At 49.9% G+C, this 20,941-nt stretch carries 17 protein-coding genes and 6 pseudogenes; 10 read left to right on the forward strand and 13 right to left on the reverse strand.

Annotated features, from left to right (window positions below):
• Window positions 1-14 precede the first annotated feature (14 nt).
• The 3 pseudogenes from H4V98_RS20990 to istB form a co-directional block, all read left to right on the forward strand.
• A pseudogene (locus H4V98_RS20990) lies at window positions 15-665 on the forward strand (IS21 family transposase); the annotation flags it as partial.
• Between the two features lie 152 nt (window positions 666-817).
• Window positions 818-2,367 (forward strand): annotated as a pseudogene (locus H4V98_RS20995) (IS3 family transposase).
• A 41-nt stretch (window positions 2,368-2,408) separates the two neighbouring features.
• Window positions 2,409-3,099, forward strand: a pseudogene (gene istB / locus H4V98_RS21625) (IS21-like element helper ATPase IstB); the annotation flags it as partial.
• Between the two features lie 457 nt (window positions 3,100-3,556).
• Here istB and H4V98_RS21010 read toward each other — a convergent pair.
• The gene (locus tag H4V98_RS21010; RefSeq protein WP_280757980.1) at window positions 3,557-3,889 is read right to left on the reverse strand and encodes a helix-turn-helix transcriptional regulator; all 333 of its coding nucleotides are present in this window, start codon (window positions 3,887-3,889) and stop codon (window positions 3,557-3,559) included.
• Window positions 3,890-4,109: 220 nt separating this feature from the next.
• Between H4V98_RS21010 and H4V98_RS21015 the strand changes: the two genes are divergently transcribed.
• Window positions 4,110-5,132: a DUF4268 domain-containing protein gene (locus H4V98_RS21015; RefSeq protein WP_280758002.1), complete on the forward strand. Its 1,023-nt coding sequence runs from the start codon at window positions 4,110-4,112 to the stop codon at window positions 5,130-5,132.
• A gap of 359 nt (window positions 5,133-5,491) precedes the next feature.
• On the opposite strand, the gene H4V98_RS21020 is transcribed toward H4V98_RS21015, so the two are convergent.
• From H4V98_RS21020 to H4V98_RS21030, 3 genes are all read right to left on the reverse strand, one after another.
• The gene (locus H4V98_RS21020) at window positions 5,492-5,767 is read right to left on the reverse strand and encodes a HigA family addiction module antitoxin (protein WP_280758003.1); all 276 of its coding nucleotides are present in this window, start codon (window positions 5,765-5,767) and stop codon (window positions 5,492-5,494) included.
• A gap of 258 nt (window positions 5,768-6,025) precedes the next feature.
• Complete coding sequence (locus H4V98_RS21025) at window positions 6,026-6,370, reverse strand: H-NS histone family protein (protein ID WP_280757881.1); 345 nt, start codon at window positions 6,368-6,370, stop codon at window positions 6,026-6,028.
• 213 nt (window positions 6,371-6,583) lie between these two features.
• Window positions 6,584-6,775 (reverse strand): hypothetical protein, encoded by a 192-nt coding sequence (locus H4V98_RS21030; RefSeq protein WP_280758004.1) that lies wholly within the window; start codon window positions 6,773-6,775, stop codon window positions 6,584-6,586.
• 1,308 nt (window positions 6,776-8,083) lie between these two features.
• On the opposite strand from H4V98_RS21030, the gene H4V98_RS21035 reads away from it, so the two are divergent.
• The 5 genes and pseudogenes from H4V98_RS21035 (at window position 8,084) to H4V98_RS21055 (ending at window position 11,949) form a co-directional block, all read left to right on the forward strand.
• A complete protein-coding gene (locus H4V98_RS21035) occupies window positions 8,084-9,151 on the forward strand; it encodes a hypothetical protein (protein WP_280758005.1) in 1,068 nt (355 codons plus the stop codon).
• Between the two features lie 238 nt (window positions 9,152-9,389).
• Window positions 9,390-9,596, forward strand: coding sequence for a type II toxin-antitoxin system VapB family antitoxin (locus tag H4V98_RS21040; protein WP_280758006.1), 207 nt, complete (start codon window positions 9,390-9,392; stop codon window positions 9,594-9,596).
• A 373-nt stretch (window positions 9,597-9,969) separates the two neighbouring features.
• Window positions 9,970-10,224: a plasmid stabilization protein gene (locus H4V98_RS21045; protein WP_280758007.1), complete on the forward strand. Its 255-nt coding sequence runs from the start codon at window positions 9,970-9,972 to the stop codon at window positions 10,222-10,224.
• Window positions 10,221-10,652, forward strand: a complete 432-nt coding sequence (locus H4V98_RS21050; protein WP_280758008.1) for a type II toxin-antitoxin system VapC family toxin — start codon at window positions 10,221-10,223, stop codon at window positions 10,650-10,652. Before H4V98_RS21045 ends, H4V98_RS21050 begins: the two co-directional genes overlap by 4 nt.
• Before the next feature lie 159 nt (window positions 10,653-10,811).
• Window positions 10,812-11,949, forward strand: a pseudogene (locus H4V98_RS21055) (IS256 family transposase).
• 607 nt (window positions 11,950-12,556) lie between these two features.
• Here the strand turns inward: H4V98_RS21055 and H4V98_RS21060 are convergent.
• The 9 genes and pseudogenes from H4V98_RS21060 to H4V98_RS21100 form a co-directional block, all read right to left on the reverse strand.
• Window positions 12,557-13,951 carry an amidase gene (locus tag H4V98_RS21060; RefSeq protein ID WP_280758009.1) on the reverse strand — a complete coding sequence of 465 codons (1,395 nt, stop codon included), beginning with the start codon at window positions 13,949-13,951 and terminating at the stop codon, window positions 12,557-12,559.
• A 41-nt stretch (window positions 13,952-13,992) separates the two neighbouring features.
• Complete coding sequence (locus tag H4V98_RS21065; RefSeq protein ID WP_280758010.1) at window positions 13,993-14,724, reverse strand: ABC transporter ATP-binding protein; 732 nt, start codon at window positions 14,722-14,724, stop codon at window positions 13,993-13,995.
• Window positions 14,724-15,440 (reverse strand): ABC transporter ATP-binding protein, encoded by a 717-nt coding sequence (locus H4V98_RS21070; RefSeq protein WP_280758011.1) that lies wholly within the window; start codon window positions 15,438-15,440, stop codon window positions 14,724-14,726. The genes H4V98_RS21065 and H4V98_RS21070 overlap by 1 nt, the downstream gene beginning before the upstream one ends.
• Window positions 15,424-16,371: a branched-chain amino acid ABC transporter permease gene (locus H4V98_RS21075; protein ID WP_280758012.1), complete on the reverse strand. Its 948-nt coding sequence runs from the start codon at window positions 16,369-16,371 to the stop codon at window positions 15,424-15,426. Before H4V98_RS21075 ends, H4V98_RS21070 begins: the two co-directional genes overlap by 17 nt.
• Window positions 16,368-17,252 carry a branched-chain amino acid ABC transporter permease gene (locus H4V98_RS21080; protein WP_280758013.1) on the reverse strand — a complete coding sequence of 295 codons (885 nt, stop codon included), beginning with the start codon at window positions 17,250-17,252 and terminating at the stop codon, window positions 16,368-16,370. Before H4V98_RS21080 ends, H4V98_RS21075 begins: the two co-directional genes overlap by 4 nt.
• Before the next feature lie 113 nt (window positions 17,253-17,365).
• Window positions 17,366-18,547, reverse strand: a complete 1,182-nt coding sequence (locus H4V98_RS21085) for an ABC transporter substrate-binding protein (RefSeq protein WP_280758014.1) — start codon at window positions 18,545-18,547, stop codon at window positions 17,366-17,368.
• 474 nt (window positions 18,548-19,021) lie between these two features.
• Complete coding sequence (locus H4V98_RS21090) at window positions 19,022-19,762, reverse strand: FadR/GntR family transcriptional regulator (RefSeq protein WP_280758015.1); 741 nt, start codon at window positions 19,760-19,762, stop codon at window positions 19,022-19,024.
• Between the two features lie 95 nt (window positions 19,763-19,857).
• Window positions 19,858-20,055, reverse strand: a pseudogene (locus H4V98_RS21095) (IS3 family transposase); the annotation flags it as partial.
• Between the two features lie 176 nt (window positions 20,056-20,231).
• The gene (locus H4V98_RS21100) at window positions 20,232-20,783 is read right to left on the reverse strand and encodes a PQQ-dependent sugar dehydrogenase (protein ID WP_280758016.1); all 552 of its coding nucleotides are present in this window, start codon (window positions 20,781-20,783) and stop codon (window positions 20,232-20,234) included.
• Window positions 20,784-20,834: 51 nt separating this feature from the next.
• Here H4V98_RS21100 and H4V98_RS21105 point away from each other — a divergent pair.
• Window positions 20,835-20,939, forward strand: a pseudogene (locus H4V98_RS21105) (IS6 family transposase); the annotation flags it as partial.
• Window positions 20,940-20,941 lie beyond the last annotated feature (2 nt).

The raw sequence follows: 20,941 nt of genomic DNA on the forward strand, positions 1-20,941 counted from the left end.
CTGACACGGGGGGCCAGCGTGCCTTTCAAAAGCTGCCGGGCAGCCGCGCCAGTGTGTTCGGGCAAATCGACGCACCGGCCCTGATGGCCTTGCCGGTGCAGCCCTGGGAATGGGCGGTGTTCAAGACGGTGCGCGTGCACATCGACAGCCATGTCGAATTTGAAGGCCACCGCTACAGCGTGCCCAACGCCCTGGTGGGCCTGGCGCTGGAATTGCGCGTCACCGCCCATGCGGTAGAAGTCTTGCACCGTGGAGAGCGGGTTGCCAGCCACATGCGCTGCGCCCACAAAGGCAGCGTTACCACCATGATTGCACACCTGCCCGAGCGCCACCAGCACCAGGCCCAGTGGACGCCCGAGCGGCTGGTGGCTTGGGGCGCGCGTATCGGCGTGGCGTGCGCGGCCACGGTGCAAAAAATGCTGGCGCGCCAACCCCATCCCGAGCACGCCTACCGCGCCTGTTTGGGCCTGCTGTCTCTGTCCAAACGCTACGGTGATGCCCGGCTGGAGGCGGCCTGCACCATGGCCCTTGGCCTGGGCACCAGCAAATACACCCACATCCGCGACATCCTGCTCAACCGGCGTGACCTGTTGCAGGCCAGCACCACACCCGAGTGGACCAGCCCGACTCACGCCCATGTGCGTGGCGCGAACTACTACCAATGAAACCCAACACGATAGAGCCCAACATGATGATGAATACCACCCTGAACCAGCTGCGCGGCCTGCGCCTGGAGACCATGGCCCAGGCGCTGGAGCCCCCTGTGTCAGACTAGTTGTCGCCTCTAAAAAATACTCTTTTAGACGCACCGACAACAATGAAGCAAAAATATTCCGAAGCATTTATCGAACAAGCAGTGGTCAAGTTGCTTTCCCGTGGCAAGCGCACCGTGCGCGAAGTCGCGCTGGAGCTCAACGTCAGTTACCACACGGCCAAGAACTGGATGAAACGAGGGCATCCCGACAGGGCCGGCACCTTGTCCGGCAAAGAAAAGCGTCCCCAGGACTGGAGCGCTTCTGAGCAGCTGCAAGCCTTGAACGAAACCCATGGCTTCTCAAGCGAGGCGCTGCAGGCGTGGTGCCGCGAGCGCGGCGTGTTCGCCCACCATCTGGCGAGCTGGAAAGCGGCTTTCTGCGCGCCAGCCAAAGCGCTGGCGGATACGGGGCCATGGCGCAGCCTTAAGGACGAAAACGAGCAGCTCAAGCGCGAGCTGCTGCGCAAGGAAAAGGCGTTGTCGGAGGCAGCAGCGTTGCTGATGCTACAAAAAAAGTTCCGGGCGCTGTGGGAGGACGAGGTCAAATGACCAGCCTCTTGCAGCGCCGCCAGGTCATTGCGCTGGTGGCCCAGGCGACGCAAGCGGGCGCGCGCCAGGAGCGCGCCTGTGCCGTCATTTGCCTGAGCCGGCGAACCCTGCAGCGCTGGCAGCGCGAGCAGTGCCGGGCAGACCGGCGCCCCGCGCGGGTGCAGGCACCCACCAACAGGCTCAGCCAGGCCGAGCGCCAAGCCGTTCTGGCAGTGGCCAACTCGGACGAGTTCGGCCACTTGGCGCCCAGCCAAATCGTTCCCCGGCTGGCTGACCGTGGCGAATACATCGCCTCGGAGTCGAGCTTTTACCGCGTGCTCAGGGCTGCCAGGCAGCTGGGCCACCGCAGCGCCCAGCGGCCCGGCCAGCCGCGCAGCAAACCGCGCGCGCTGTGCGCTGCGGCACCCAACCAGTTGTTCAGCTGGGACATCACCTACCTGCCCACGCTCGTCACGGGGCACTACTTTTACCTGTACCTGTTTCTCGACATCTTCAGCCGCAAGGTCGTCGGCTGGCAGGTCTATGAAAACGAAAGCAGCGAACTGGCCAGTGAGGTCATGCGTGACATCTGCCTGCGCGAGCGCATCGCGCCCGGCCAGGTGGTGCTGCACTCGGACAACGGCAGTCCGATGAAGGGCGCTGCCATGCTCGCCACGCTGCAGGCTCTGGGGGTGATGCCTTCGCTTAGCCGTCCGTCGGTGAGCAACGACAACCCGTATTCGGAGTCGCTCTTCAGAACGCTGAAATACCGGCCCGACTACCCCGCCTGCGCGTTCGAGACTGTGCTGGCCGCACGCCAGTGGGTGAACGCATTCGTGAATTGGTACAACCTGGAACATCGCCACAGCGCCATTGGGTTCGTCACCCCGCACGAGCGCCATACGGGCCAGGACAGCGCGCTGCTGTCAAAGCGCGCCGACGTCTATGAAGCGGCCAAGGCGGCCAACCCCCGGCGCTGGAGCGGCGCCACGCGCAACTGGCAGCCCGTGCGTGAGGTGTACCTCAATCCCGATCAAAAGCATGACCAAAAGGAGAGCAGCAAGGAGTTCAACAAAGCCGCTTAAATTCAAGACTCACAGGCGACAACTAGCTTGACATTCACCGGGAGCAGCAACTCACGCAAAGCGGCATCGGCGCCATGAGCTTTGAAGAACGGCTGGCCTTGCTGGTCGACCGTGAGGTGCATGGCAGACAGGACCGGCGCTGTGCGCGGTTGCTCAAAACCGCCAAACTCAAATACCCGCAAGCGGCCATAGAAGATTTGGACAGCCGCAGCACCCGGAGCATTGAACGCAGCGCGGTGATGAGTCTGGCCCTGGGGGAGTGGGTCAATGCCGGGCACGCTGTGCTGATCACCGGAGCCACGGGCGCGGGCAAGTCCTGGCTGGCGTGCGCGCTGGCCCAGCATGCCTGCCGGAGTGGCCACAGTGCGCTGCGCCTAGCGGGTTCCCCGGCTGGGCGAGGAATTGCGCTTTCGGCACGCCAACGGCACGTTTACGCGCTGGCTGGACACGCTCAAAAATACCGACGTGCTGCTGCTCGACGACTGGGGCATGGCCGCCATGGACAGTCAAACCCGGGCCGATCTGTTGGAGATCATTGACGACCGGGCCAACCAGCGCGTCACCGTCATCACCAGCCAGTTGCCCATTGAACACTGGCACGAGTGGATAGGTGACCAAACTGTGGCCGATGCCATGCTCGATCGGCTCATGCAGAACCATCACCGCTTCACGCTCACGGGCGAATCGCTGCGTAAAAAAAGCCCGCCCGCAAAAGGTATCGCCGACAAGTAGGCCCCCACGGCCAAGGGGGGCCTCCGGCGGCCTGGCAGGGGCCTATTCGTTCAAAATATTCAATTCCACACAAGGGCAAAACAGCCGGGAAAGCAGGCCGGCATAAAATCAAAACGCGCAACACCGACCCTCGGTCACGTTCGCCGGAATGCCGGTCACGTTGCCGGAATCAACGGTCACGTTCACCGGAATACGCACAAAGTTTGGAAACTCACTTTAATTCCGCCACCAGTCTTCGTACAGGGTGGCCGGCTAGATGATTTTCAGAGCCTGGCGGTCGTCAGTGGGCTTGTCAAACGCGACCCAAAATGCCATGCATTCGCCACTGCTGCCCGTTTGTGAGCGAGGAGTTTCGGCATTGCCCCTTGATGGGCCACTCCACCTGGGCGACGACACGGGCGCAGCGGGCAGCCCAGCTGGCCGGTGCTTTTTACGGCCAGGGCAAACGCCCAGCCGGTTACTCGGCAACCGAGCGCAGTTCCGAGGCAAGGCACAGCAACTGGTTTTTCTGCCCTTCACCCAGGGCGGCGTAGTCAATCAGAAAATCGGCCAGCCGCTCATCATCGCAATAGAAATACGCCACAGGCACGTGCAGCGCAAGGGCCAGGCGCGCCGCCGTGTCGAATGGCGGCTCATGAACACCGGTCTCATAGCGGCTGATCCGCGCGCTGCTTGAGCCCTCATCCATGCCGATGATCACGCCCAGCTTGTCCTGGGCAATTCCTGCACGGCTGCGGGCCGCGCGCAGGCGCCTGCCAAAAAGCGTGGTAGAAATGGAGTGCCTGGGCATTCAACGATATTCGTAGAAAGAGCTGTTCTTTTCTCTACGTTATTCGTAGAATAAAGAGATCATCGAATCGCCGGCCAGCCTGATGTGCGTCCAGGATTCGGATGCAACCAGAGCCGTTCACAGTCCGGCTGCGCGCCAGATACACCGCGCAAACGACTGCCGGGAGCCTGCAGTGGCCTGGATGACGGATAAAGCAAAACACAACCAATGGGAGTGATCAATGGCCGAACTGGGTGTACTTCAGCGCGTGGAGCTTGGCGGCGTGTGGCCGCACGAGGCGCATCATTTCGCAGCCTGGCTGGCCCAACCGGGCACCCTGGCAACGCTCAGTGGCGTCTTGGGCCTTGAGCTCGAGTTGACGGGCCAGGAGCTTGCCGTCGGGCCCATCGGGCCTTATGCGGCCGACATCGTGTGCAAGGATGCGATGAGCAACACCTTGGTACTGATCGAAAATCAGCTTGAGAACACTGACCATCGCCACCTGGGCCACCTATTGACCTATGCGGCGGGCTTGAAGGCGCAGACGGTCATCTGGATTGCCTCGAAGTTCTCGGATGAGCATCGCGCGGCCATGGACTGGCTCAACACCATCACCCAGGACGAGTGGCGGTTCTTCGGCCTTGAAATTGAACTCTGGCGCATTGGCACGTCGCCGCCAGCGCCCAAGTTCAGCATCATCTGCCAGCCCAACAAGTGGAGCCGAGCCGTTCGCGATCAAGCCGCCAAGGCCGAGGCCAGCAGTCCAACCCAGGCATTGCAGCTCAGGTTCTGGAGCGGATTTCGTGACCGTATGGTCGCCAAGGGCCAGCGCGCGCCCAAGCCTTCGGCGCAATCGTGGCAGTCGTTTGGTGTAGGGCGCACCGGGTTTTCACTCCAGGGCGTGGTCCGGCGCGCAGAGCAGCAGCTCATGGTGCGGCTCTACATCAATTGTGGCGACTTGCCTGCGAAGATTGTCTTTCGCCATTTGAGGCTCAGGCAGCACGTCATTCGCGCAATGCTGGGCTTTGAACTCATATGGAATGACCTGCCAGGCAAGAAGGGCAGCGTGGTCTGCGTTGCTTGCGCCCATTGTCCTTTGGACGATGAGTCTCGATGGCCTGAATACCAAGCCTGGATAGCAACCATGGTGGCTAAAATGGACGGTATCTTTCGAGACATGATCAAAACGTTGCAGCCAGAAGACTTGCTCGACGTCGCGCAAAACGATGTGGACGGCGGCAGTGCAAGTTCCGTTGCGCATTAGTTGTGGCGCCCTGCATTCAAAAACACAGTGCGACCCGCAATCAACCACGTTTTCGACCAGAATGAACTGCGTCTGGCGGGCCCCTCAAGCCCGAGATTACTGCGAATGCACATGCATTCAACTGCCGACCTGCATTTCATGGACACGAAGCGGCAATAATTGAGAATGAATTTCAGCTCAGACATGCAAAAGCAGGCACCCTGCGATTTACTTCGAACTGCAGCCTGGCAGCGACTCTGTTGAAGAGCGCAAATGGCTGGCAATAGCTCCGATGAATACCTGAGCTCGACTTTCAAATCGGATGTGGCCACTGGCGCGTCACCGAGTGACATACGTGAGCCGATGTGGGGTTCATGCCTTTAAATGCGGCTTGAGGTGCACCGCCCGCCTTCAGCAATCCAAAAATCGTAAGCGCTTTGCATGCCCATCCACATTTCCCGGCGGGTGCCCAACGCATTTTCCAGGCGGACCGCCAGATCGAAAGTTATCGGTGCATGGCCATTAATGATTTGCAACAAAGTAGCCATGGCGAGATGAATCTCCTGAGCAAACCGCGTGATCGCCAAGTCGTCCAGACCGTCCAGATACTCAACCAGAACGGCTCCTGGATGAGGAGGGTCATGCATGTGAGTCATGGCACTTCCTGGTGATTTTCTTGTCCTTGTTTTACAAATCCGTTTATTGGCACTTTATGCCCAAAATAAACCGAGCTGAAACTTGGGTTTTTAAATTGCCAACTAAACGGCCGCTTAACGAACACTAGCGAACACGATCTCATCGAAAGGATTTGACCTGGTTCAGTCAGCAACAGACTGAGTCTGGCAAGGCATGTAAAAGGCAGGCAACTCAATTTCTACTTTAAGACCAAATTCAATACTGGGTGAAGAAAGTCATTAACTTTTGATGAGAAAGTCGTCTTTGGTATAGCCCGCTGCCAGTTGAGCCGCCAGCCAGGCAGGAGATTTTCCGCGCCCGGTCCAGGTTTTTTCGCTTTCGTGGTCCTGGTATTTGGCCGCGACCACGCCGCGTTTGTCACCAGCTGCACGCTTGGCGGGTAAACCTTTGCCCGATAAACCTAAATCAGCAGCAGTCAATTCATGATTTTTGATCAGTTCTTTGGCTGAAGCAATGGCCTGCATGCGTTCGCCTTTTTGCTCTTCATCCAGCTTTTTACGCAATTCATTGAGGGCAGCTTGAGCTTCCTGGATTTTCTGTTGCAGTGTGGAATCTTGTGTCACTGGTATATTTCTTAAAAACGTAAAACTCAATTATAAATACCTGCCGAGGTATCAGGAATCAATGGAACGTAAATCCAAGTTAAAGCAGCGCTTGTCGCACTTGCCAGCCGTTTCGTCACGAAAGGAAAATGCGTACAGGTCATCGGTTTCCATGACAGGCACCGATAACATCACGCCAGTCGTTGCTTCAGGAAATCGCCAAAAAGAGGCGCTTCAGATTGGTGGTCGGAGTTCCTGACCCAATGCAAGTGCTTTGATGACGCTGGCATGCGTGGCCATCACGCGCTGGGCAGCGGCCATCACCACCCGGGAACCCTCTTTGCCAGAGAGGTCCATTTTCACTGGGCGCACCGGTTCTCGTTTCTCTTTGATAACCAAGCCATAGGTGTTTTTCATCGTGTACATACCCCTGACTGCGCCAGCTTAAGCCCTTGTTTGATTAGCGCCCCATCATCTTCGCGCCCAAGACGCGTCAGGGATGCCGCGTGAATTCTCCATTATCAATGACCGCCACCGGAAACAGTTAGGAGCGCATCAGATTGGCTGCCAGTTCTTTCCTAATTCGGTTTCAACTCCCTGCCAGAGCGCTGTCAAAGCCTTTTCGATCCCCTGCCAAACCTTTTCCAATCGCCTGCCCATCGGCTTTTGATTGCCTGCCAATCGCCTTTGAATCCCCTGCCGATCCGCTGCCAAACCCTTGCTGATCCCCTTCCAATCCCCTTCCAATCCCCTGCCCATCGGCTTTTAATCCCCTGCCAATCCCCTGCCAGATTACCCCGAATGAACAAGGACAGGATGCCAGATATGTGCCTGTCGGCCCAATCCAGTCTTTCGCCCGCTCGGTCGCTGCGCGCCCTTTGCCGTCCCCTCAGGGCTTCGCCCCTAGACCCGGTGGTGATGACCCCTGTGCAAGATCGCCCATGCACAGGCTTCTCAAAAAATGACAAATCCTGTGTCAGGCCCGGCCGATCCAAAAGCCAGGCCTGCCTGCACTCCAGGGCCGACAGGGCCGTGCGGGTCGACGCGCAAACCCATCAGGGTCACACACCAGAGCTGTCATAGGCCAGCTTGCGCATTTCGCATTCCCCCTTCCAGTCTTCCTTGCACTGACCACCAGGCGGCGTGAGCGCGCCGCCAAGAGATTGAGGCTGTCCACCCCTTGACTTGCCCGGCATCGTTGCGAGAAGGCCCGTTCAGGGCATTGCACAGGCCTATGCACCCGCGCTGCTTGCCCACCACGTCTGCGCTGGCGCCCTCCCCTTGATTTACAGCAGGCTGCGGCGGCGCGGGCTGGGCGCGGCTTCTTTGCTGGGGAGCCGTGCGGTCCTGCCCAATCGGGCTTGGGATCTGCACAACCAGGTCTCGGGGCGAAGCCCTGAGTGGACGGTGACGGGTGCGCAGCAACCTAGCGGGCAATAAAACGGATAGTGCCGACAGGCACATATCTAGCATCCTGTCCTTGTTCATTCGGGGTAATCTGGATACGTTTTGGATACGTTCTGGAAATGAATTCGATGCGGTCTGGATATGGGCTGGAAGGGGCCTAGATGCGGATCGGAAAGGGTTTGGCAACCGATGGGATGTGGATCGAATAAGGGCTGGCGACGGATGGAATGCGATTTGGAAGCAGATCGAATAGGGTCTGGCAACCGATGAGATGCGGTCCGGATGCGGATCAATACGGATTCGAAGTGACTTGAATTAAAATTATCAATGTCATTTAATAAATTTAATGCTTGTATTGATCAAAATAAGAATTTTGAAACTGGAAAAAAGATGGGAGTCACATCGCGCCAAGGCCCTCAGCACAAATTAGCAGGGGGAGAGCTATCCGTAGCAAAAGGACTGCTTGAGGCGGCTGCCTTGCTCATGACGCCTGAAAATTTAAAGCAACGTAAAGCCTTTGAACAACTGATGCCCCGTATTTACGTTCTTGTAGAAAAGGGGTTTTCCATGCTTCAAATAACCAAGTTGTTGAACGAATGTGGCTTTAAATATCAACCGTCAACGGTAAAGGTTTATTACAACCAAATGCTTTCTTCTCGAATGGAAATTTGCCAACAGCGAATGACTGAGCAAATACTCTTAATGGCTGAGATACGGAAAGAAACCATAAATGTAGGCGCCGCCAGCGAAATAGTAAGCCGTGTTCAAGCCATGCTCGATAAACAACGCGCATCCGTTACTTCAAAGATTGACTCCCTAATAGGGCCTGTTGCTAGGCCGGTATCGGTTGTGAGTGCATCACCATCAGCAATTGCGCACTCAAAATCGCCATTTTCTTTGGTAGATAGTCCTATGTCCGCAAAGCCAGAAGTTGGAAATAAAAAAACAGGGCTTCACCCTGCCCCACAAATTCAAGCAAAGCCCGTAACCATACGCGACAACGATATAACGCCCACTGCGTCGGGCATCAAACTCGATTGGCAAAATAAGGTTGTATCTCAGAAGGAAGAGATTCCTTCTGTTAATTTACCTCTGCGCTGTTCGGTTTTGTCAGCTGACGTTGAATCATTTAAACGCCGCGATGACGTTGAAGAATATGTTTACCTTCCTGGAGATTTAGAGCATCCCTGTTTACCTGGAGTCATGCTTTCGCTGGAGCAGCGCATGTCCAGTGTTGCCCTGGAGTTCGTGAATACTGAAAATGGCGAAGTCAGGAAGGAAACGTCTCATGAAAAACGGTTTCGAGTTTTATGGCGAAAACCCATTCCAATGACTATATCCAGCTCAAGTCATGAGTTCACGAAGATGGACATGAGCTTGTTCCGTCAGCGATGAACAATCAAACCGATCAATCGGCAGGAATAGCCGCGGTAAGGATTTCATTTTATTGATATTCAGTCGGGCGATCATCCCGCACTGCCCTAAGATAATATGCAACGCCCAAGGCCTTCACTTGTTTCGCTCCTGCGCGCGACCTCCCTGCCCTCAGCGCCGTTTTTCAGTCCCACTTGTTTTGATGTATTTTTTGATGCAGAATAGAATCTATTTTAATGCTTGCTGCGGAGACTTGCTTGTGCGTACTACTGTCACCATCGAGGATTCTCTCTACGAAAAAGCCCTGGAAATGGCAGACCCCACCATGGACAAGTCTGACATTTTTCGAGAAGCCATCAAGACCTTCGTGCGAGTGCAAGCGGCCAAGCGACTTGCCTCGTCAGGTGGCGCGATGCCTGAAATGCCGGAAATACCACGTCGCCGTGGGGAGCCCGTGCATTCATGAACGTGCTTATCGACACCTCGGTGTGGGTAGACCATTTCAGAAGTAGCAATGAGGCGCTCGTTGACTGGGGGTGCGGACAAAAACTTGGACTACTTGAAAATAGTTAATGTACTCTTACGAAGACCGCATTCGAGCCGTCAAGCGCTACATAAAACTCGGCAAACGCACTGGCGCGACCATTCGCAAGCTGGGGTACCCGACCAAGAAAGCGCTCAAGAGCAGATGAAGTTTCACGAAACGTAGGTTTCATGGAATCTTTCTTAATTCGGTTTACTGTTCCATTGCTCCCTGAACCCAATATACCAGCGCTTGCAAGGTTTGCATTCAATTGGTTAAAATGACTGCATTGAATGCAATTTTATGAGGTGACGACATGGCCATGCTGACAGTACGCAATCTGCCCGACGATGTGCATCGCGCGCTGCGGATGCAAGCCGCGCTTCACGGGCGCAGCACCGAGGCCGAGGTTCGGGAAATCCTGGCCATCGCCGTCAAGCCAGAGGCACGCGTTCGCCTGGGCGAGACGCTCGCGGCGTTGAGCCGCGATATTGGACTGACCAACGAGGATTTCGAGGTTTTTGAGCAGGTCCGCGATAAGGTGCCGGCCCTGCCGCTGGGGTTTGAATGATCGTTCTTGATACTAACGTTGTCTCTGAAGCGATGAAGCCACAGCCGCACCCGGCCGTGCGCGCCTGGCTGAACGCGCAAGCCGCCCCAACGCTGTACCTGTCCAGTGTGACGCTGGCCGAGCTGCTGTTTGGCATTGCGGCGCTACCCGACGGCAAGCGCAAGGACATGCTGGCGAAGGCGCTGGACGGTTTGCTGGGACTGTTTCGGGATCGGGTGCTGCCGTTTGACACCGATGCGGCCAGGCGCTATGCCGAGCTGGCCGTGCTGGCCAGAACTAGCGGGCGAGGGTTCCCAACGCCTGACGGGTACATCGCCGCGATCGCGGCCTCACGCGGCTTCATGGTGGCTTCGCGTGACACGGCGCCTTTCCAGGCGGCCGGCGTGCCCATCATCAATCCGTGGGAAGCGTTAATCGGGTGCGAATGAATTTCGGAGACTGGCCGAAAAGATCATCGGCCCGATGCAATTCGAAAGCGAATGGCTTGCCTCGGCGTTGTTGCACGGATCACGCTGAAGACGAGGTTACCCCAACCCCAGAGCGGCTTATGCCGCCACGGTTGAAGTGCGCCGACAACCAGCCACCCGCTGCATGACGCTTACGCCTGCCTGCTCGCCAACGGCCTGGACGGCGCCGGCGAAGCCTTGCGTATCCTGGTCAATGAAGCGTCCCGCATTGAGCGCGCCCAGCACCTTCAGGCCACGCCCTACGAGCGCTCGGCCCAGCGTGTCGATTACGCCAACGGCTACAAAAACAAGACCGTCCTGACCCGCATGGGCGAAGTCACCTTCGAGGTGCCCCAGGTGCGCTCGGGCGGCTTTTACCCCAGCGCGCTGGAGCGGCAGCCGTTCGGAGCAGGCCATGAATCTGGCGCTGGCCGAGATGTACGTGCAGGGCGTCTCCACCCGAAAAGTCATTGAAGTTTTGCAAAAGCTGGTGGGGCCCGAGGTCAGCATCTCCAGCACGCAAATCAGCCGCTGCACGGCGCTGCTGGACACGGGCCTGCATGCCTGGCGTACGCGGCCTCTGGATGAGACACCGTACGTGATTCTGGACGCCCGGTATGAACGCGTGCGCGAAGCGGGCCGGGTAGTGGACTGTGCCGTTTTGGTGGCCATTGGCGTGACGGCTACAGGGCATCGCCGGGTGCTGGGTGTCTCGGTGGCGCTGTCAGAGGCCGAGGTGCATTGGCGGGCCTTTCTGGACAGCTTGATTGAGCGCGGCCTGCGCGGGGTCAAGTTTCTCGCCAGCGATGACCATGCCGGTTTGAAGGCCGCGCGCAAGGCGATGTTTCCCGGTGTGCCCTGGCAACGCTGCCAGTTTCACCTGCAACGCAATGCGCAAGGCTACGTCAGCCGGCTGGACCAGCGTACGCCGGTGGCCCGGCAAATACGCGGCATCTTCAATGCGAGCGATGCGATTGAAGCCCAGCGCCTGCTCAACGCATCACTCAAGGACTGGCGGGTCAGCCACCCGCAACTGGCCGCCTGGGCCGAAAACAACCTGCCCGAGGGCTTTGCCGTCTTCGACTTGCCCGAGGCCCACCGGGTGCGCATGCGCACCACCAACGGCCTGGAGCGTTTGAACAAGGAACTCAAGCGCCGCACGCGCGTCGCCACGTTGTTCCCCAACCCCGACAGCTGCCTGCGCCTGGTCAGTGCTTTGCTGGCCGAACAAGACGAGGAATGGATGACTGCAAAAATCTACCTGTCCATGAAACCCTGAGCCCTGCCAATCACCAACACCCAAAACCGAATCTCGGAAATTTACAGAAAAGAAGTTGCTTTATCCTCAAAAGACACTGAAACAGGTATCGAACCTGACCTAGATTTGGCGTCATATCTTTGACCTCAAAAATGAGCAAATCGGAAACTAACTCGTTTTTCTGCTGCTTGTAACTTGCAAACTTTTGCGTCTGCCAATATGAATGATAAAGGACGTTATCATTTGTGATTGAACGTGTCTGAACTTCAATCACCAAATACGACAAGTCTGGCCCTATCTGGACTGGCGAGCCTGCCGGCGCTGTTTCGGTCGATGCCTGCGGCAGCACCAGGGGGGCGGCTGCACAAAAACGCGCTAAGGAGCACGACATGCCCTGCCATCACAACCTGGACGAGTACCTGCATGCGGATATCGAACAAGCGCTGCACGAGAGCAATAAAAAGGGATTCCTGTTTCGCTCAGCCAAGGCCGCTCGGGCCTCCTGACTGAAAATACCGCAACAGCCAACAAACTGAAAAACAATAATAAATTTCAATCCTATAAAGTCAGATTTTCTGAGTTTTGAATGAAAATATGAATTCACTCAATAAATAATATAATAAAACTTTTAATTATCTTTCTTATAAGTTTTTATCGATCTCTCAAATTCAACAGCAATTTCTAATAATCTAAAATCAGAATTAGGTGAACCCATGAGTTGATAACCAATTGGTAATCCGTCAACAGGCAAAGATAATGAGATAGCGCATAGGCCTAAATAATTAGCAGGCTGAGTATTTTGCGTCATACCCAATGCTAATTTCAAAGCTTTTTCAGAGTCATCCAAATCGGATAAAAGCGGTGCAAAGTCAGCAGTTGTTGGAGTTGCCCATGCATCAAAACCAGCAAATTTCTGAGTTACTGAATAAATACTTTTCATTCTTCGATTTTCTAAAGAAAGAAAATCATAAGCTTTTGATTCCAAACCTGATTCTATTCTTTTTGCAATAATAGGATCAATCAAATGTTTATTTTCAAGAAATCTTTCTTTTCCTAAAATTGAAATCAACGAAGCAGGCATAGATACAGGAAAATACTCGGCGCGCTCTGCAGCTTCAGGAACATAAATATTTTCAAATTTGCATCCTTTGCTAGCAAGATAATTATTTACCTCTGTAAAAGAACTACTAATTTCACTATTTAGATCATTAAAAAAATGATTTGATGGAATACCAATATTTAAGCGATCTAATCTAACTCCTGAAGATTTAGGATCATATTTATAACCGAATATGATTGATGAAATAGCTTTAAAAGCAATCATCGCGTCTGCAGCAGATTTTGTTAGTAAACCAATGCTATCCACTCGTGGATCAAGTGGAAATGCACCGTCTGTAGGCCATAATCCAAATGTTGTCTTTAATCCAAATATTCCATTGAATGCAGCAGGTACACGAACGGATCCACCTGAATCTGATCCAATTGAAAATGCACATAAACCTGCCGCAGTTGCTACACCAGAACCAGAGCTCGAGCCTCCAGGCACACGACGGTTCTCTAAATCAGTTGGATTCCAAGGAGTACCCCTGGTTTTAGAATTGCCAGTTATTCCTAAACAAAATTCAACAGATTTAGTTGTTCCAAGAAGTACGCAACCAGCTTTGCGCAATGCTTGAATAAACTCACCTTCATTCACTCCTAAAATGCCACTGAGTTCAAGATCTGATCCTGCTTTAGGCGCAGGCATTTTATTAATATAAAAAACATCTTTAATCGCAATTGGTACACCCATTAGCGGGCCCAAATCTGTACCAGCACGTATTAGCAAATCCATAGCACGTGCTGTGCGCAAAGCATCTTCGAAAGATATATGCTCAAAAGCCTCTAATTTTGGATTAAGACGATTTATACGATCTAGGTAAATCTGCGTTACAGATTCAGAAGATAATTCACCACTTCTAAAGCGTTTAGCAAATAATTCGATACCACCTTGTCTAATAGGATCAGAATTTAATTCAAGCATAAATTTTCCTTATCAATTTTATTAAAAGATATATAAAAATATTACAATCCCAAATAGGCTTTTTTAATCATTGGGTGCCCTTGCAATTCTGCAGAAGGACCCTCAAGCACCAGACGACCGTTTTCTAAAACGTAAGCGCGATGGCTAAATTGTAAAACTTGTTTTATATTCTGCTCTACTAATAATACGGGAAATCCTAAATCAGCAATCTTTCGAATAGCATGCATGACCTGTTTCACGTATAGAGGTGATAAACCTAGACTAGGCTCATCCAAAATCAGAAGATCTGGTTCAAGCATCAATGCTCGACCAATCGCTACCATTTGTTGCTGGCCGCCAGAGAGTGAGCCTGCAAGCATTGGAGAAAAATTTTTAATATCGGGAAATAAAGAGTATACTTTTTCTAAATTATTATTTCTTCTAGGACGTAGTTTAGGTAAATATGACCCTAATAATATATTATCTTGAACTGTTAGATTTGGAAAAAGCTGACGTCCCATTGGGACATGTGCTAACCCCCTCATTGCCATTTGATGAGGTTCAAACCCAGAAATTTCTTCGCCTTTAAAAAGAATTTTTCCAGATATTGGTTTAATCATTCCTGATATTGCACGCAAAATAGTTGATTTACCACTTCCATTACCTCCTACTAAACCTATCAATTCACCTTTACGCACATTTAAAGATGCTCCAAAAACAACTTGTAGCGAACCATAACCTAAATTAAGTTCATTAACTTCCAGAATAATATTAGGCAATTCATCAACAGTCATTAGTCCGTTCCCAAGTAAGCATCAATGACTTGAGAGTCATTGATAACATCAATAGCTGAGCCCTCTGCAATTTTATTACCGCTTGCAAGCACAATAACATGGTCAGAGAGTTGTATTATGGCCTCCATAATGTGTTCTACCATTACTATTGAGATACCAGTAGAGGTCAATCCCTGTATTAGATTAATCATCTCTTTTAATGCAGGAGGATTTAAACCTGCCATTATTTCATCAAGAAATAAGATTTTCGGTTCTAGTGCCAGTGCTTTTGCAAGTTCCAAACGCCTGAGTCTAGCAAGATTCAAATCCGAGGATAATTGGTTGGCTCTGTCAAGCAATCCTACTTTCTCTAATACTTTAAGAGAAATCTTTTCAGCATCATTTTTTTTTGAATGATTCAAAAAAGCGGCTACTAAAACGTTTTCTAGAACGGTTAATTCTTCGTAAGGACGCTCAGTTTGGAAGGTCCGACCCATACCAAGTCGGGTTCTAATATACGCTGGCTGTGAAGTTATATCTTCATCAAAAATTGTCACTTTACCTGCTGACATAGGGGCGAATCCAGTAATCGCATTGAACAGAGTCGATTTACCTGCTCCATTCGGCCCAATCAAACCTAATATCTTGCCATGTTCTAAGGACAAAGATATATTATTAACTGCTATGACACCACCAAACTTAACAGTAATATTTTCGGCTTTAAGTACGATTTGCATATTTTTTCTTAATCAATCTGTGAGCATATTCACCCACAATGCCTCTAGGCATCGCTAAGATAACAACAAGGATGAGAACACCATAAAGCAACATATTGGCTTGTGCAAATGTGATTCTAAATACTTCACCCGCTACTACCAAAACTAAAGCACCTACTGCAGGGCCCCATACTGTCCCTCTACCGCCAATAATAACAGTTAAGGCTATTTGAATAGACAATAATAAATTAAAAATTATATGTGGCTCAATAAAGGATAAGAATATTCCATATATTCCACCTCCGATTGCAGTTAGTACACCAGAAATAACGAATGCTTTTAATTTTATAGATAATGGATTTATTCCTGCAGCCATAGCCGCCTCTTCATTATCACGTACAGCTCTTAATTGATATCCAAATTTTCTGCTAGAAATATATATGGTAATTCCGATAGTTAGTGCTGCATAGCATAATGCTAGGTAATACTGTGTTTTTTTACTGAATAAATCTATTCCAAAAGGCTGCGGTAAAGTATCTATAAATACACCACTTGCACCACCAGTTAGCCAACCTTCATTAATCGCAATCAATCTAAAGACTTCAGCGATAGCAATTGTTGAAAGTGAAAAATATGGTCCACTAAGACTAAAAGTTAATCTCCCCCACACCAAGGCAAGGATTGCCGCAAATACTATTGCAATTAGTATTGACCACCACGGCGCAAGATTGAACTGAGAGGAACCAAGAGCTACAAAGTATGCTCCAAGTCCAACAAAACTCGCATGTCCCAAACTTAATTGGCCAGCCCATCCTCCAAGTAAATTCCAGGATGTAGCCCAACCAGCAAATAGTAAAACTGTAATGCCAACGGTTACGTACGCAAAAGGCAAATTTGGATAAAATACACCTAATACTAATAGGACAGCAAGTAAAATGTAGTTCTTATTCATACTCGCTTCACCGTTTTTCCAAAAAGACCTTCAGGCTTAATTAACAAAACAATTAGAAATGCAAGCAAGCCATATGCATCTCTATAAGCAGAGCTTAAATACGAAGCACCAAAGACTTCAACTATACCTAGTAATAATCCACCAGCAATGGCTGCTCCAATATTTCCTAAGCCACCGAGAACTGTTACGACAAAAGCTTTAAGTGTGAATGAAGCACCAGAAGTGACAGGAGATGCAAACAATAGGGGAATCAGTGCAACGCCTGCAGCAAAAGCAAGCGACATTCCTAATCCAAAAACAATGGCTTGTATCTTTTTTGTATTTACGCCTACGATTTCTGCGCCTATACGATTCTCTGCAGTAGCACGTATAGCCCTACCGATTTCTGTTTTATTCAATATAAAAAATAAGCCGCCAATTACAATAAAAGTAATTGAGCCTGCCAAAATCAAAACAATTGATATTTTTATATCACTTATTGCAATCGTACTTGATGCGTAAGAGACATTGACTGACTGAGGTTCGCCACCAAAGACAAGAAATAGCATATTTGCAGCTACCAAGGAAATTCCAAGTGTTGCCAACATCATTGCTTCAGGCTGGGCGTCGATAATTCTACTCAATATAAATTTTTGAATAAATGCACCCAATGCAAATCCCACTGGAACAGCGAATATCAGTGATATGTAAGGATCCCATCCTAGTACACTATTAAAGACGACCGCAAAATACATTCCCATAACGACAAAATCACCATGAGCAAAGTTAATGGTGCGCATAACCCCAAAAACTAAGGTTAGTCCCACCCCTATAAGCGCATAAACTGCACCAATAAGAACTCCATTAGATAAGTTTTGAAAAAATGAAATATAGTCGATCATTGTCCAACTTTAGCCTTATATGTTTGTATTAATAATAAATACTATTATATTTTTAGAAGGATTCAAATATTAATTGAATTTATATTTAAATCCTTATTTCTATAATTTCATATCTATTTGTTTAGACGAGGCTGTTTGGAACCGAGATTTCCAGGATATACAGTTACATGCTCTCCGTTTTGTATTTGTATTATCAAACTTTTAATAGGATTTTGGCCTTGAAATCCATCATAAGTTTTGAACGTAACATCAGTGACAGGAGTTTTCATATCAGTTTTCTGAAGAGCATCGCGCACCACTGTGCGGTCCATCGATTTGGCTCGTCGTAACGCATCAGCAGCGATTTTCAAAGTAAGATATCCTTCAGCCTCATAAAAACTAGGCTCGCCATTGATTGAGGCTTTCAAATTTTTGTATAACTGGGAAGCACCCTCATATTTAACGTCAGGGCTCCAACTCACTGCTGATACTATATTTTCAGAAGCACTTCCTACTTGCTTAATGAAGCTCGATACAGAGGAAGCTGTATCGATAGCAACTACTTTTGGATTTAGACCAACTTCTTTAAGTTGACGTGCTATTGCAATGCCGTCATCAGCATATGAACTTGTGAGCAGAATATCTGGATCAGCTGAACGAAAATTATTTAATATAGGTCTAAAATCTGTTGTTCCTTGATCATAAGATTGAACACTAATTATTTCATAGCCACGTTTTTTTCCTTGTGCTTCTCCTTCTTTTGCGATGGAGGTTGGCCAAGCACCATTACCATGCATAATTGCTATTTTAGTTAACTTATTATTTTTCTTGTTTAAGTCATCAAAGTAGTCAAAGTAGGCATTAGCAACAATTGTTGAATTGTGTTTTGCCCTAAATACCCAAGGTGATCCTGGTTTTGTAATAGAGTCATCTGCACTCCCTAGAACAATCAATGGAATTTTTTGTCGTGTAGCTACTTTAGACAATGGCCCTGTAATTCCAGATGCATATGATCCAATAATCAAAGATACGTTATCTTTGTTCAATGACTCAAGTGCGGCCAGCGCGCTTTGAGCATCAGATCTATCATCTTGGGTAATAATTTCAAGTTTTTGACCGTTGATACCTCCATTTTCATTAATTTCTTTCAATGCCAATTCCATTCCAGCTTTATAACGCTCACCAAACGATGCGAAGTTGCCTGAGAGACTATTAATGACGCCAACTTTTACCTGAGCCGTTGCAGGAAATACTAACGTCGAGCTCGAAATTGCTAACATCCATGCTGTGACAACTGAAGTTGATTTCAATTTCATTATTTATCCTAATAAATTTTTACTTAATAATACTACTTTTCAAAGATATATATAACATTAGATTTTTTAATTTATTAATTCCTTTTTACATTTAATAAAACTTAAATTTTTTTGAATTGACAATCATTTTTAAATTTTTGTATTTGTTTTAATTTTTTATAAAGATGTTTTTTTATATCTGATGGTATTTATTTATAAACAGTCATTTAATATGAAATAAGTAAGCTTATATTTTAATAGTATTAGTTAATTAATATAATATTCTTGTAGTGTATATACTATTTCCTAATAAATTTATTGAGGACTCTAGCTTTAATTTTTGATTTACCAATACTAGGATAAATCATATATTTAGTTTTTACGAAGACTTTATATGTGATTTTTTTATCCATTTATTAATCAGTAAATATATTTTTACTTCAGTTAAAGCACCAAAGCAAAATTATTAAATTAATAAATCAAAAATATTTGATTTTAATTTAATTCATTTGAGTTCTCGTCCTGCAAGAAGATATTCAGTCGTTTTTGCAAAGCTTTTAGATGCTTACATGCTATTTTCCGTGCACCTTCTTCATCTCGCAAACGGATAGCATTTAACAATTCTTTATTATCAGTTTGAGCATAATTCAGGTTATATATATTTCGTCCAGATTTCTGCCAAGCTTGCTCTAGTAGAATATTTAGCTTAGCAGTTATTAAATTTAATAAATCTACTAAATACGGATTTTGAGTTGCCACAGCTATAGCTTGAAAAAAAGCCATATCTGCATGCGACGCTTGATTTTTCGTACAGACGACTTTTGTAATACCGGTAAAAGCACTTTCGATGGAAATGAGATCAGATACCGTATGACGTTTCGCTGCTAAACCGGCAGCTTCAATTTCAGTCATTTGCCACAACTCAAAGAGATAAGTCCATGTGTCTGATTTTTTTAAATAAGATTTGGACTCAAGTCTTAGTGTCAACGGCGTCTTTGACATCACAGCGGCACCACGGCCAGGTTTCGTGGATACCACTCCGTCAGCCCGCAACCTTGCTATAGCCTCTCTAACCGTTGCTCGACTCACGCCGAATTGACTGGCCAACACCTGTTCTGAAGGTAGGCGCTGACCAGTAACCAAATTACCACTATCCAACAAACCTAATAATGTTCGTTCAACTTGACAGCTTAGTGATTTGGTAGAAATTAATGGCAAGATCTGAAAAACTCGCATGAGCTTCAGTCTATTAGATAGTCTGACAATCTTTGTCAGGGTTATCCAGAGTGACCTTGCCCTTGGATTCCGTATTCCGTGTTCCATAACCGAACTCATAAGTTGGTTTTTCTGGCAAGCCATTCGCTTCCGAACTGCGTCGGGCTGACATAAGCCAGCGTTGAATCCAGCCGGGCTTTGTTGTACCAGAGCAGCCAGGCGATGGCCTCGTTCTTCGCCTGGCGCCGGGTCACAAAGCGTTGCACGTACAAGCGCTCAACCTTCAACGAGCCGAACAGTGTCTCGCTGCAGGCTGGTGTGGTGGCCTAATTTAAACGGGCACAACGATGGGTTTTTTCCAAAAAACCTGAATGGCATCAGACGTGAAGAATCAGAAATCCAGAAGAGCCTTTGATGCGAGTTTTAAACTCCAGGTCATACTTCAGTGGGCCCAGCACACAACGCAAGGCCTGAGCCCAGAGGGCATCCCTCATCGGCTCGGAACCACGCGCAGCACCCGCCCATTGGCGCTGTCGGTCAGCAGGTAGATCGCGCCCTCCGGCCCGGCGCGCACGTCGCGGATGCGCTCGCCAAGTTCCTGGAACAACACCTCCTGCGGCCCGGGCGATCCTTTGGCCAAAGGCACACGGCGCACGCTGCCTTCCTTGAGCGTCGAGATGAACAGACTGCCTCGCCACGCCGGAAACAGCGCCCCGTCGTACCAGGCCATTCCTGACGGGGCGATTGACGGGGTCCAGTCCACCAACGGCGGCTCGATGCCGGCCCGGGTGCGGTAGGGTGTGATGCGGGCGTAGGTGTAGTCGATGCCCCCGGTGGTGATAGGCCAGCCGTAATTGGCCCCAGGCTCGATGCGGTTCAGCTCATCGCCTCCCCGGGCGCCGTGCTCGTGGGCATACGGCACGCCGTCCACCACCACCACGCCCTGCGGGTGACGATGGCCCAGGGTGTAGATCTCCGGCCGGGCGCCCGGGCGCGTGAGAAAGGGGTTGTCGGTGGGCGGTTCTGTCGCGTTAGCGGTCAAGCTGCCTGCTGGTCTATGCTGGGTGCTTTGAACGAAAAGGCTTGAAACGCGATGCTGGCAACCAAAGGAATGCGCTTCCCGATCGACGTCATTCTGGTGTGCATTCGCTGGTATTCAGCGTATCCGTTGAGCTACCGCCATCTCGAGGAAATGATGAA

The organism is Polaromonas sp. CG_23.6 (genome assembly GCF_029892315.1).
Taxonomy (GTDB): domain Bacteria; phylum Pseudomonadota; class Gammaproteobacteria; order Burkholderiales; family Burkholderiaceae_C; genus Polaromonas.

What these genes read in the sequence shown, in the direction of transcription:
- H4V98_RS21010 (WP_280757980.1), bottom strand. Translation starts at nt 3,889, where the DNA reads ATGCCCAGGCACTCCATTTCTACCACGCTTTTTGGCAGGCGCCTGCGC.
- H4V98_RS21015 (WP_280758002.1), top strand. Translation starts at nt 4,110, where the DNA reads ATGGCCGAACTGGGTGTACTTCAGCGCGTGGAGCTTGGCGGCGTGTGG.
- H4V98_RS21020 (WP_280758003.1), bottom strand. Translation starts at nt 5,767, where the DNA reads ATGACTCACATGCATGACCCTCCTCATCCAGGAGCCGTTCTGGTTGAG.
- H4V98_RS21030 (WP_280758004.1), bottom strand. Translation starts at nt 6,775, where the DNA reads ATGTACACGATGAAAAACACCTATGGCTTGGTTATCAAAGAGAAACGA.
- H4V98_RS21035 (WP_280758005.1), top strand. Translation starts at nt 8,084, where the DNA reads ATGTCATTTAATAAATTTAATGCTTGTATTGATCAAAATAAGAATTTT.
- H4V98_RS21045 (WP_280758007.1), top strand. Translation starts at nt 9,970, where the DNA reads ATGGCCATGCTGACAGTACGCAATCTGCCCGACGATGTGCATCGCGCG.
- H4V98_RS21050 (WP_280758008.1), top strand. Translation starts at nt 10,221, where the DNA reads ATGATCGTTCTTGATACTAACGTTGTCTCTGAAGCGATGAAGCCACAG.
- H4V98_RS21060 (WP_280758009.1), bottom strand. Translation starts at nt 13,951, where the DNA reads ATGCTTGAATTAAATTCTGATCCTATTAGACAAGGTGGTATCGAATTA.
- H4V98_RS21065 (WP_280758010.1), bottom strand. Translation starts at nt 14,724, where the DNA reads ATGACTGTTGATGAATTGCCTAATATTATTCTGGAAGTTAATGAACTT.
- H4V98_RS21070 (WP_280758011.1), bottom strand. Translation starts at nt 15,440, where the DNA reads ATGCAAATCGTACTTAAAGCCGAAAATATTACTGTTAAGTTTGGTGGT.
- H4V98_RS21075 (WP_280758012.1), bottom strand. Translation starts at nt 16,371, where the DNA reads ATGAATAAGAACTACATTTTACTTGCTGTCCTATTAGTATTAGGTGTA.
- H4V98_RS21080 (WP_280758013.1), bottom strand. Translation starts at nt 17,252, where the DNA reads ATGATCGACTATATTTCATTTTTTCAAAACTTATCTAATGGAGTTCTT.
- H4V98_RS21085 (WP_280758014.1), bottom strand. Translation starts at nt 18,547, where the DNA reads ATGAAATTGAAATCAACTTCAGTTGTCACAGCATGGATGTTAGCAATT.
- H4V98_RS21090 (WP_280758015.1), bottom strand. Translation starts at nt 19,762, where the DNA reads ATGCGAGTTTTTCAGATCTTGCCATTAATTTCTACCAAATCACTAAGC.